The following is a 12,087-nucleotide window of genomic DNA, read 5'->3' on the forward strand; positions in this document are numbered from 1 at the left end:
CTGGGCGCCTTTTAGCGTGATTTCGGGCAAACAGATATCGATTTTGCGTGAAATTATGTTCAGAGGCAGCTCGCCTCACATATGGCTGTCTTCTTCCTCGACCAGAATCTCGCGCTTGCCGGCGTGGTTGGCAGGGCCGACGATGCCTTCCAGTTCCATGCGCTCCATCAAGGACGCGGCACGATTATAGCCGATCTGCAGGCGGCGCTGGATATAGCTGGTCGAGGCCTTGCGGTCGCGTTTGACGATCGCAACCGCCTGCGAGAACAGATCGCCGCCGCCGTCCGCGCCCATGCCGGTGGTGTCGAACACCGCGCCGTCCTCGTCCTCGGCCGGCTCTTCGGCGGTGACAGCTTCGAGATATTCCGGCTGGCCCTGCGTCTTGAGGTGACGCACCACCTTTTCGACTTCCTCGTCCGAGGCGAAAGGTCCGTGCACGCGGCTGATGCGGCCGCCGCCGGCCATGTAGAGCATGTCGCCTTGGCCGAGCAGCTGCTCAGCGCCCATCTCTCCCAAGATGGTGCGGCTGTCGATCTTGGAGGTGACCTGGAAGGCGATGCGGGTCGGGAAGTTCGCCTTGATGGTGCCGGTGATGACGTCGACCGAGGGACGCTGCGTCGCGAGAATCACGTGCAGGCCGGCGGCGCGCGCCATCTGCGCGAGGCGCTGCACCGCGCCTTCGATGTCCTTGCCGGCGACCATCATCAGATCGGCCATTTCGTCGACGATGATGACGATGTAGGGCAGCGGGTCGAGCGAGAGCTTCTCTTCCTCGTAGATCGCCTTGCCGGTTTCCTTCTCGAAGCCGGTATGCACCGTGCGCGTCGGCTCTTCGCCCTTGGCCTTCAATTCGAGCAGACGCGTATTGTAGCCGTCGATGTTGCGCACACCGAGCTTGGCCATGTTCTTGTAGCGCTCTTCCATCTCCCGCACGGCCCATTTGAGCGCGACCACCGCCTTCTTCGGATCGGTCACGACGGGCGTGAGCAGATGGGGAATGCCGTCATAGACGGAGAGTTCGAGCATCTTCGGATCGACCATGATCAGCCGGCACTGGTCCGGGCGCAGCCGGTAGACCAGGCTGAGGATCATGGTGTTGATGGCGACCGACTTGCCGGAGCCGGTGGTACCGGCGATCAGCATGTGCGGCGTGCGCGCGAGATCGATGATAACAGGGTCGCCGCCGATGGTCTTGCCGAGGCAGAGCGGCAGTTTTGCAACCGTCTCGGTCGTTTCCTTGGCGACTAGCAGTTCGCGCAAATAGACCTTTTCGCGATGCGCGTTCGGCAGCTCGATGCCGATGGCGTTGCGGCCGGGCACGACCGCGACGCGCGCCGACAGCGCGCTCATCGAGCGGGCGATATCGTCGGAGAGCCCGATTACGCGCGACGACTTGATGCCGGGCGCCGGCTCTAGCTCGTACAGCGTGACCACCGGGCCAGGATTGGACTTCACGATCTCGCCGCGCACGCCGAAATCCTGCAGCACGCCTTCGAGCGCGCGCGAATTGGCTTCCAGCTCGGCCTTGCTGAGCGGCTGGCGATCGCCCGCCTTGGGCGCGGCCAGCACGGACACGGACGGAAGCTCGAATTTGTCAGAGGATTTCTTCGAAGCGGCCTTCGGTGCAGCCTTCTTGCGCGGGGCGCGCGCGGCCGGCTCCTCCTCTTCCTCCTCCTCGTCCTCTTCTACGTGCTCGTCCTCGTCATCCTCGTTTCCGGACTGCGGCGAGATCGACGGTGCGGCGCGGCCGGCGGTGCCGCCGAGATTCGGCTCCTGGCGACTGAACGCAACGGCCTTGGTCTTCGGTCCGCTCGAGACCAGCGAGCGGTAAGCGGTGCCGAGCAGCCAGATCAGCCGCGCCTTCGTGCTCATCAACGCGTGGAACAGCCAGCCCAGCGATACCGAGCCGCGATCGCTCACTTCGTCTTCGTCGAGCGGCTTGTCATCGTCGTCGATCTCCGCGAGCTCGTCATCATGCTCGCGTGCGCCAAGACCGCAGGCGATCAGGAAGGTCGCCGCCATCGCGGCGAACAGGATCGTGCCCAGCACCATGCGATAGATCGTGCCCGCCGGTCCGAAAATCACGGCGGGCGCGCGCACCAGGGCATCGCCGACCACTCCGCCGAGGCCGGTCGGCAGCGGCCAGGCCGCGCCATGCGGCCAGCAGCTGACAAAGCCCGCAGCGATCACGGTGCAGAGAATCCAGGAACCGAGCCGCAGCGCCTCGCGGTCGAACGGGCGATGGGTCATCATGCGCCAGCCCCAGACCGCGACCGTCAGGACCAGCATGATCGCGCCGAGCCCGAGGATCTGCATCGCAAGATCGGCGCCGATCGCACCGGCATAGCCGAGAATGTTGCGGATCGGCCGTGAGGTCGCGTGGCTGAGGCTCGGATCCTGCACCGACCAGGTCATCAGCGCGGCCGAGGCGAGGCCCGCCAGCGTGATCAGGCCAAGGCCGGTCAGCTCGCGCATGCGCCGCGTCAACGCCTCGCGGATCGACGGCGGCAAATGGCCGACCAGGGGAATGACACGTTCGATTGCCGACATGCTCACGGGCCCCGCCTAACCCAGAGTCTCGACCAGGCGATGCAGCGCTGCCGCCGTGGTCTCGCCATCCTGCACCAGCGCGAGGCGAATGTAGCCTGCGCCCGGATTGAATCCGTCAGGCTGCTGCCGCGCCAAAAAGCTGCCAGGCACCACGCGCACGCCCGCTTCCTTAAAGAGTCTCAGACACACCGACACGTCGTCGCCGAGCTCGGACGTGTTGAGCCAGACGCAGAAGCCGGCGTCGGGCCGGCGATAGCCGTAACGATTACCGATGATCTGGTCGGCAAGATCGAACTTGATCCGGTAGAGCCGGCGGTTCTCCTCGACATGCGCTTCGTCGCCGTAAGCGACGGTCGCGACATGCTGGAGCGGCACCGGCACCTGCGGCGCTGCGATGTTGCGCAGCTCGAGGAACATGCCGATCAGCTTCTTGTCGCCGGCGGCGAAGCCGACGCGCAGGCCCGGAAGGTTGGAACGCTTCGACAGCGACTGGAACGCAACCACGCGGGTGAAGTCGGGACCGGCGCATTCGAGCGCGCTGCCCGGGGCCTCGCGGGTGTAGATCTCGGAGTAGCACTCGTCGCTGAGAATGACGAAGCCGTAGCGGTCGGCGAGCTGCTTCAGCCGCCTGAAATAATCGGGCTTGGCGACCGAACCCTGCGGATTGGCGGGCGAGGCCAGATAGAACGCCACGGTGCGCGCCAGCGTCGCTTCGTCGATGGCGTCGAGATCGGGGAGGAAGCCGTTTTCGGCGGTGGTCGGCAGATAGGCCGGCTCGCAAGCGGCTGCGCGGGCGCCGGCGCCATAGACCGGATAGAACGGGTTCGGCATCAGGATGGCCGGCTTGCCGGGGCGCGGGCCGACATAGCGCGCGGCCGCAATCGCGGCGAGGAACAGCCCCTCGCGGCTGCCATTGAGCACGAGAATCTCGCTCCTGGGGTCGAGCGGCCGCGGCAGCTTGAAGCGCGACGACAGCCAGGCGCCCGCTGCCTGGCGGAACGGCTCGGTGCCCTGGTTCATCGGGTAGCGGCCGAAATCGGCGATGTGCTTGGCCAGCACCGGGCCGACGAAATCAGGCACGGGATGCTGGGGCTCGCCGACCGCGAGCGAAATCAAAGGCTTACCCGGCTGATGCGGGGCCAGCAGCTCGTTCAGCCGGACGAAGGGCGAGCGTTCGCTGTCGGAGCTTCCACCTTCCAGCGGCGCACGGGATGAAGCGGTCATGACCATTCTGGACGCCAGCACTCTTGGAACAGCCGGTCGCACCAAGGCGCCGGCGGGAAGCGGTTCAGTTCACCATAGATAGGGCGAGGTTAAGACGCGATTAACCATCGGCGGGCCGGCCCGTCCGGAGCGGGAATATTGAGGCCGGATAACGAGGCCGGATAACAATGAAATGTGTGGCGCTTCGCCGAGGCCGCGTTGGCACCGACCCCGGCAAACGAGCGCCGCATCCGGACTTCTTGCGTCTGCGGGGCTAATGGCCCGGCAGCCTCTCGAACGTCGCCATGCCCGCAGGGATGGCGTGAAACTCCTGTTTGTCGCAGGTGTAGATCGCCATCTGCGGCTGGAACTGTTTTGGCTCGTCCAGCGTGCCGACTTTCAGGATCGCGGCGGGCAGTCCCGGAACCTTGGTCACCAAATGCGTGCCGCATTCGGCGCAGAACTCGCGTGTCACCGCGCGTTCGAGGTCCTTGCGCGTGAACTGCCTGGGCTGGCCGGTGATGTAGCTGAAGCCGGCCGCCGGCATCGCGATGAAGGTGTTGGGCGCGCCGCCTGAGATGTACTGGCACTCGCGGCAATGACATTGGGCCTGCATCATCGGATCACCCTCGGCCACGTAGCGCACCTCGCCGCAATAACATCCGCCTTCCAAGCGCATGACGACCTCCCGGTTCGTTTTTTGTGGTCGATATTTCTGCGCCGGCCGCCGGGAATGGCAATCTTTTTCTTCGGCCTTGACCCGGCCGATCAAGAAGAAAGGGGCTCCAACTTGCGCTGGAGCCCCTCAACGGTCAGGGCATTGCCGGGTATGTGCCCGAACCGTAGTTGCAGGCGGGGTCCCCGAGGAGACCCCGCCCGGGAGGAGAGTTACATGTTGTAGGCGCGCTCGGTGTGCTCGGTGATGTCGAGGCCTTCACGTTCGCTCTCGACATTGGCGCGGAGGCCAACGATCACATCGACGACCTTGTAGAGGATCGCCGAACCGATGCCCGACCACACCAGCGTGGTGCCGACGGCCTTGAGCTGGGCGATCATCTGTACTGCGAAGTCGTAATCGGCCACCTTCGGCGGGATCGCGGTGTAGTCCATGATCCCGGCGCCGCCGAGAGCAGGATTGACCAGGATGCCGGTGCCGAGGGCGCCGACGATGCCGCCGATGCAGTGCACGCCGAACACGTCGAGGGAGTCATCGTAGCCGAGCGCGTTCTTCACCACGGTGCAGAAGAACAGGCAGACCACGCCGACCACGAGGCCGAGCACGATCGCACCCATCACGCCGGAGAAGCCGGCGGCAGGCGTGACCGCCACGAGACCCGCGACGGCGCCGGAGATGACGCCGAGCACCGACGGGTGACCCTTGATGATCCACTCCGCAAACATCCACGACAGCGCGGCGGCTGCGGTGGCGACGAAGGAGTTGGTCATGGCGAGGGCTGCGCCGCCGTTGGCTTCGAGGTTGGAGCCGGCGTTAAAGCCGAACCAGCCGACCCAGAGCAGCGAGGCGCCGATCATCGACATGGTCAGCGAGTGCGGGGCCATCAGCTCCTTGCCGTAACCGACGCGCTTGCCGATCAGGAGAGCGCCGACAAGGCCTGCGATGCCGGCGTTGATGTGCACCACGGTGCCGCCTGCGAAGTCGATCGCACCGGCCTTGAAGATCCAGCCGGCGTCGGCGTTGATCTCGTCGAGCTTGGCCTGCGCCGCGGTCTTGGCGGCGGCGTCAGTGGCAGCAGCGAGCGCCTTGGCTGCGTCCTGGATCATGTCCGGGCCGGGCCAGTACCAGACCATGTGCGCGATCGGGAAGTAGATCAGTGTGACCCAGAGCGGGATGAACAGCGCGATCGCCGCGAACTTCATGCGCTCGGCAAAGGCGCCGACGATGAGGGCGGGCGTGATCGCCGCGAAGGTCATCTGGAAGCACATATAGATGAGCTCCGAGATGTTGGCGTCGACCGAGAAGGTCGCGGCCTTCGAGTCCGTGGTGACGCCCATCATGAAGGCTTTGGAGAAGCCGCCGATGAAGTCGGAGCCGCCGGTGAAGGCGAGGCTGTAGCCGTACACGGCCCAGATCACGGTAACGACGCAGACGGTGTAGAACACCTGCATCAGCACGGAGAGCATGTTCTTGGATCGGACCAGACCGCCGTAGAACAGCGCGAGGCCGGGGATCGTCATCAACAGCACGAGCACTGTCGATGTCAGCATCCAGGCGTTGTCTCCCTTGTTGACCGTTGGCTCGGCATAGGCCGCGGTCGCAGCGAACATGCCGAATGCGAGAGCCGCCAATCCCGCGCCATAGGGACGCTTAAACGTCATTTTATTCACTCCTGATTGATAAAGGTTGAGCGCGAAATCAAAGGGCCGCGGCATCGGCTTCGCCGGTGCGGATGCGAACCGCATGGTCGAGGTTGATGACGAAGATCTTGCCGTCGCCGATCTGTCCGGTTTTCGCGGCGGACGTGATGGCGTCGATGGTCTTGTCGACCTGATCGGAGGCGACAGCGACTTCGATCTTGATCTTGGGCAGGAAGCTCACGGCGTATTCAGCACCGCGGTAGATTTCCGTATGACCCTTCTGGCGGCCATATCCCTTGACTTCCGTCACCGTGAGACCGTGAACGCCGATGGCGGTCAGGGCGTCACGGACTTCTTCCAGCTTGAATGGCTTGATAATCGCCATAACAATTTTCATGGGTCCTATCCCCGCTTGGCCCGGTCCGGACATGGCCGGGCGTTTCTCGACTGGTTCGCCACGAGGGAGAAAGTTCACTACGCGGGCACAGCCAGCACCCATAGAATCAAATGCCGTGCCAGATCGGGCGCGTTGGCTAACGAACTATGAAAACGGGTGTTTTCGCGTTTGGCGCGTAGTGCGGCGCAGTGCGTTATTACGTCGCGCTCAATACCTGATCATGCCTGACTAAAATAAAGGCACGACAGGCTGCCGACACAATGGTGCTCACGCGTCGGGCAGCAGAAGGTAATTCAGTAAGGCATCCGCCCATTGCAAGGCTTCTCCTGCTGCCAAATATCAGGCCCGTCGCAATTGTGCTCACGGGATACGCGCAACCGGCCAGCCAGCTTGGGCGGGTCGAGGCTTGCCGGACGCAGCCGGCAGAGACCATCAGGCGGCGTCGCGCTCTGCAAAAACCCGGTCGATCAATCCCCATTCGACCCCTTGCTTCGCGGTCATGAAGTGGTCGCGGTCCAGGGTCCGTTCCACGTCCTGCTCAGGGCGCCCGCAATGCTGCGCATAGAGCCGGATGATGCGCCGCTTGGTTTCCTGCATTTCGGTGGCATGGATCAGGATGTCGGACGCCTGGCCCTGAAAGCCGCCAAGCGGCTGATGCACGTGAAGGCTCGCATTGGGCAGCGCGGCGCGGTGGCCGGGTTCGCCGGCCATCAGCAGGAACGAGCCCATGGAGCGCGCGGTGCCCATGCACAGCGTGTGGACCGGCGCCTTGATGAACTGCATGGTGTCGTACATCGCGAGGCCGCTGGTGACCACGCCGCCATAGGAATTGATGTAGAGATTGATCGGCTTGTTCGGATTCTCCGCCTCCAGGAACAAGAGCTGCGCGCAGACCAGTCCGGACATCGCGTCATTGACCTCGCCGTTGAGGAAGATGATGCGCTCGCGCAGGAGCCGCGAATAGATGTCGAAGGATCGCTCGCCGCGAGCGGATTGTTCGACAACCATAGGGACGAGCTGAAGCATGTCGCGCATCGGCGACCTCCATTTCTGCAGGTGATGAAGTCTTTTTGCCGCTAGGCCGCGCGCATCAGGCAGCAATTGGTATTGGCGGCCTGCGGCAGCTTTACGCGATCGTCACAGGCTTGCTGGATGATGCGAACGCGGGTGCCGCCGGCTTCGTTCGGTTCGATCCGGAAGATGACGTGGCTTTCGCGAAACGGCGGCTCGGAATCGCGAAGGCGGTAACTCACCTGTTCGCCTGTGACCGATGATTCCGGCTCGGCGCCCGCAAGGTCGGTATCCGGCAGCCAGCGCTCACGCAAAGCCGGAATGGTCACGGCGCGCCAGACTTTTGCTGGCGGCGCATCGAAATCAAATTCGAGCACCAGGTTTGCGTCGGGGTGATCAGGCTTCACTGCGTCGCTCATTGATCAAGGTCCTTATTGATCCATGTCCTTCAAGAGATCGGCAAGCGCTTCCATGCGCTTCGGCCAGTAGGCGCGGTAGCGCGCAAGCCATGTCCCGATGGTGGCGATCCCGTCAGGATCGACCTCGTAGTTCACAAAGCGGCCCTGCCGTTGTTCGCGCACCAGGCCTGCCGCACGCAGCACCGCGAGATGCTGCGACATCGCCGGCTGGCTGATCTCCAACCCGTCGCGCAAAGCGCTGGCAGTCAGGCTTCCGCCAGCGAGCTTTTCAAAGACCTTTCGCCGCGTCGGGTCGGCCAGCGCCTTGAAGATGTCTGCTTCGATCATGACGACACATAAGCACACGCTTATGTGTTGCGCAAGCCGGAAGTGACCCGAGGCTGTCGAGTGATCTGAGCGACCCGCTCGCCGTGCTACTGCAACGCCTCGCCGTGCTGCGAAATATCCAGTCCTTCCAGCTCGTGCTCACGGGATACGCGCAAGGGCACGAACAGGGCGACCAGCTTGAGCAGGATAAAGCTCACGCCGGCCGACCAGACGAAGGTGACGACGACCCCGTAGAGCTGGATCAGCAATTGCTGGGGATGGCCCTCGATCAGGCCGGCGGTGCCGCCGATCGCGCTGGTCGCGAACACGCCGGCCAGCAGGGTGCCGGTGAGGCCCCCGATGCCGTGGACGCCGAACACATCGAGCGAATCGTCGTAATTGAAGCGGTGCTTCAGCCAGGTGCAGGCCCAGTAGCAGACCGCTCCGGCGATGATGCCGATGACGATGCCATGCCACGGCGCGACGAAGCCCGAGGCCGGCGTGATCGTGCCGAGACCGGCCACAGCGCCGGAGACCATGCCGAGCACCGAAGGCTTGCGCCGGGTCGACCATTCGATCGCGCCCCAGGTCAGTGCGCCGGAGCAGGCCGCAAGATGCGTCGCGATGATCGCCAGCACCGCCCGCGAATTGGCCGCGCCCGCCGAGCCGCCGTTGAAGCCGAACCAGCCGACCCACAACAGGCCGGTGCCCATCACCGCGAGCGACAGATCGAACGGCGACAGATTTTCAGTGCCGTAGCCGTGGCGGCGTCCCATCACCTTGGCGGCGACGAGGCCGGCAGTACCGGCCGACAGATGCACGACAAGGCCGCCGGCGAAATCCAGCACGCCCATGCCGGCGAGGAAGCCACCGCCCCACACCCAATGCGCCAACGGAATGTAGACGAAGATGAACCAGGCGACCGAGAACACGAGATAGGCGGAGAATCGCATCCGGTCGGCGACCGCGCCTGCGACCAGCGCCACCGTGATGATGGCAAAGGTCATCTGGTAGAGCATGAACAGCGCTTCCGGGATCGTCTTCGCCGCAGGGTTGACGCTGTCCATCGTCATGCCGGCGAGGAACCAGCGGTCGAGCGTGCCGATCCATGGCCCGTCGCCGACGAAGCAGAGCGAATAGCCGAATGCCACCCAGAGAATCGAGATCATCGTCACCGCGGCGAGGCTCTGCGCCATGGTGGCGAGCACGTTCTTCTTGCGCACCATGCCGGAATAGAACAGCGCCAAGCCGGGGATCGTCATCATCAGCACCAGCGCGGTGGCGACGATCATCCAGGCGGTGTCGGCGGTGTTGATCTCGGAGCCTGCGGCGCGCGCCGGCGCGGCAATGATCAACATAAATCCGACCGGCGCAGCCATAACAGCTGCGCGGCGCAACAATTCCGCCATGTGATTCCCCCAGCATAGTGATTGCGTCGCACGCTGTGGCGTCGTTGCCCGGTGCGATCGAAGAAGAAGTATCAGAGCGTTTTCGAGCGAAGTGGATACCGGTTCGCGTGAAGAAAACGCGTCAAAGCAAAAATCTAGAGCGCGTCGCTGTCGGTTTCGCCGGTGCGGATGCGCAGCGCGTGGTCGATCGGCGTGACGAAGATCTTGCCGTCGCCGATCTGCCCGGTGCGCGCCGTCGCGGTGATCACGGCGACCGCCTTGTCGGCGATGTCGGAGGCGACAGCGATCTCGATTCTTAGCTTCGGCAGGAAGTTCACGACATATTCGGCGCCGCGATAGATCTCGGTATGGCCCTTCTGGCGGCCATAGCCCTTCACCTCGGTCACAGTCATGCCGTGGACGCCGATCGCCGTCAGCGCCTGGCGGACCTCATCGAGCTTGAAGGGTTTGATGATCGCGACGACGAGTTTCATGGTCAGGCCTATTCCCCGGGATGCGCCGCGCCGTATGTCCCCGGCGCTGCGTCAATCTGGCATCTTTCCGGGCAAATGGCATAAAAAAGTTGCAGATTGAAGCGGAAAAACGTTTGGCCATGTGAACGGCCGCCTCTGTACAGGGCAGCCGTTCATCCTCCACAATGCATTTTTGGCATGGATGCGGTGAACCCAAGCGTTCCGGCCGGTACATATTATGTTTGAGGGGACGCTTCATGGCGAGTTGGTTCTACGCATCCGAGGGCAAGCAGCAGGGGCCTTATCCGGAAGGGCAATTCCGCGACCTCGTCGCTCAGGGAATTGTGCGCCCGCATACGCTGGTGTGGTCCGAGGGCATGGCCGGCTGGCAGAAGGCTGCCGAAATCCCCGGCCTGATCGGCGGCGGCGGTGCGCCGCCGATGGTCCCGGCCGGCGGCCCGCCGACGATGGTCGCCGGCGGGTATGGTGGCGCTGGCGGCGGAGGATCGCTGTCGGTCGATTTCGGTATCCTCGAGTTCACCTGGCGCACGATCGTGGCGGTGATCGGTGTCTGCTTGATCATTCCGGGGCCGTGGGTGCTGGTCTGGTACGCGCAATGGATCGTGCCCTGTCTTCGGGTGCCGGGACGTCCAAATCTCAGTTTCACCGGCAACGCGATGACGCTGGTGCCGTGGTATTTCGGCGCCATCGTGCTCGCGATCGTCATCGCCTTCACCGGCAGCCAGGTGCTCAGCAATCTGATCTTCGTGGTCCAGATGGTTCTGTACTGGCTCCTGATCAAATGGACCGTCGCGAACATCGCGTCCAATGACCAGCCGCTGGGCCTCAGCTTCTCCGGTTCGATCTGGGCCTATATCGGCTGGAATCTGTTGTTCGCGATTTCGATCATCACGATCATCGGCTGGGCCTGGGTCGCTGCAGCTCAGCTTCGCTGGATGTGCCGCAACATCCAGGGCACGCGCCGCACCGTCGTGTTCAAGGCCAGCGGACTTGGGATTCTCTGGCGCGGAATCGTGGCCGCGATCCTGTTCAGCTTCATCATCCCGATCCCGTGGGTGTACCGCTGGATCATGAACTGGACTGCGTCGCAAACCGAGCTCGTTTCACGCGGGGCTCAGGCCTGATCGCTCAACTCCTCCGTTCGCGCACGGAGCCTTCCTGCGCGACGGAGGCCACCAGCGTGCCATCGGGCTTGAAGATCAGGCCGCGGGTCAATCCGCGGCCGCTTTGCGCGCTCGGCGAATCCTGCGCGTAGAGCAGCCACTCGTCGGCACGGAACGGGCGGTGGAACCACATCGCGTGGTCGAGACTCGCCGGCATCATGCGTTTGTCGAACAGCGTGCGGCCGTAGCGGGCCATGATCGCGTCGAGCAGCGAAAAGTCCGAGGCATAGGCCAGCGCGCACATGTGCAGCGCCGGGTCGTCCGGCAGCGTCGCCGCTGTCTTGATCCAGACGTGAATGCGGCCATCGTCGATCTTCTGGCCGAAGTAACGGCCGAGCTCGACCGGGCGCAGCTCGATCGGACGATCGGACTCGTAGTAGCGGCGGATGAACTCCGGCATCTCGCGGAACATCGGCTGCTTCGCGACCTCTTCCGCTGTGAGCTTTTCCGGCGGCGGCACGTCGGGCATCTTGTCCTGATGATCGAACGCGCTCTCCTCCTCGGCATGGAACGACACCATGATCGAGAAGATCGCGTTGCCATGCTGGATCGCGGTGACGCGGCGGGTCGAATAGCTCTTGCCGTCGCGCAGGCGTTCGACCTGGTAGATGATCGGGATCTGCGGATCGCCCGGCAGGATGAAATAGCAGTGCAGCGAATGCGGCAGCCGGCCCTCGACGGTGCGGCAGGCCGCAACCATCGCCTGCCCGATCACCTGGCCGCCGAACACCCGCTGCCAGCTCGTCTTCGGGCTGTTGCCGCGGAACAGATTCATCTCGAGCTGTTCGAGGTCGAGGATCGAGATCAGGTCGATCAGGCTTTTGGACATGATGGTGCTTT

12 protein-coding genes are annotated in these 12,087 nt (G+C 63.8%); 1 reads left to right on the forward strand and 11 read right to left on the reverse strand.

All coding sequences use genetic code 11. From position 1 onward, the window contains the following. Positions 1-75: 75 nt before the first annotated feature. From IVA80_RS03040 to IVA80_RS03085, 10 genes are all read right to left on the reverse strand, one after another. A complete protein-coding gene (locus IVA80_RS03040; protein ID WP_247425540.1) occupies positions 76-2,556 on the reverse strand; it encodes a DNA translocase FtsK in 2,481 nt (826 codons plus the stop codon). A 9-nt stretch (positions 2,557-2,565) separates the two neighbouring features. Beyond that, a complete protein-coding gene (locus tag IVA80_RS03045) occupies positions 2,566-3,780 on the reverse strand; it encodes an aminotransferase class I/II-fold pyridoxal phosphate-dependent enzyme (protein WP_247425542.1) in 1,215 nt (404 codons plus the stop codon). A 247-nt stretch (positions 3,781-4,027) separates the two neighbouring features. Beyond that, positions 4,028-4,432, reverse strand: a complete 405-nt coding sequence (locus tag IVA80_RS03050; protein WP_346347955.1) for a GFA family protein — start codon at positions 4,430-4,432, stop codon at positions 4,028-4,030. 209 nt (positions 4,433-4,641) lie between these two features. Further along, on the reverse strand, positions 4,642-6,090 hold the full coding sequence (locus IVA80_RS03055; RefSeq protein ID WP_247425546.1) for an ammonium transporter: 1,449 nt from the start codon (positions 6,088-6,090) through the stop codon (positions 4,642-4,644). 37 nt (positions 6,091-6,127) lie between these two features. After that, positions 6,128-6,466 carry a P-II family nitrogen regulator gene (locus tag IVA80_RS03060; protein ID WP_008142813.1) on the reverse strand — a complete coding sequence of 113 codons (339 nt, stop codon included), beginning with the start codon at positions 6,464-6,466 and terminating at the stop codon, positions 6,128-6,130. A gap of 432 nt (positions 6,467-6,898) precedes the next feature. Then, positions 6,899-7,501, reverse strand: a complete 603-nt coding sequence (locus IVA80_RS03065; RefSeq protein WP_247425548.1) for an ATP-dependent Clp protease proteolytic subunit — start codon at positions 7,499-7,501, stop codon at positions 6,899-6,901. Between the two features lie 41 nt (positions 7,502-7,542). Continuing rightward, positions 7,543-7,896, reverse strand: coding sequence for an SRPBCC domain-containing protein (locus tag IVA80_RS03070; protein WP_247425550.1), 354 nt, complete (start codon positions 7,894-7,896; stop codon positions 7,543-7,545). 12 nt (positions 7,897-7,908) lie between these two features. Next, positions 7,909-8,223 (reverse strand): metalloregulator ArsR/SmtB family transcription factor, encoded by a 315-nt coding sequence (locus tag IVA80_RS03075; protein ID WP_247425552.1) that lies wholly within the window; start codon positions 8,221-8,223, stop codon positions 7,909-7,911. An 86-nt stretch (positions 8,224-8,309) separates the two neighbouring features. After that, a complete protein-coding gene (locus IVA80_RS03080; protein ID WP_247425554.1) occupies positions 8,310-9,611 on the reverse strand; it encodes an ammonium transporter in 1,302 nt (433 codons plus the stop codon). 134 nt (positions 9,612-9,745) lie between these two features. Next, positions 9,746-10,084, reverse strand: a complete 339-nt coding sequence (locus IVA80_RS03085; protein ID WP_247425556.1) for a P-II family nitrogen regulator — start codon at positions 10,082-10,084, stop codon at positions 9,746-9,748. A 236-nt stretch (positions 10,085-10,320) separates the two neighbouring features. Between IVA80_RS03085 and IVA80_RS03090 the strand changes: the two genes are divergently transcribed. Next, positions 10,321-11,208 carry a DUF4339 domain-containing protein gene (locus IVA80_RS03090; RefSeq protein ID WP_247425558.1) on the forward strand — a complete coding sequence of 296 codons (888 nt, stop codon included), beginning with the start codon at positions 10,321-10,323 and terminating at the stop codon, positions 11,206-11,208. A gap of 4 nt (positions 11,209-11,212) precedes the next feature. On the opposite strand, the gene tesB is transcribed toward IVA80_RS03090, so the two are convergent. Continuing rightward, positions 11,213-12,076 carry an acyl-CoA thioesterase II gene (tesB, locus tag IVA80_RS03095; protein ID WP_247425560.1) on the reverse strand — a complete coding sequence of 288 codons (864 nt, stop codon included), beginning with the start codon at positions 12,074-12,076 and terminating at the stop codon, positions 11,213-11,215. Between the last annotated feature and the right edge of the window lie 11 nt (positions 12,077-12,087).

It is taken from the genome of Bradyrhizobium sp. 139, from assembly GCF_023074175.1.
In the GTDB taxonomy this organism is placed as follows: Bacteria; Pseudomonadota; Alphaproteobacteria; order Rhizobiales; family Xanthobacteraceae; genus Bradyrhizobium.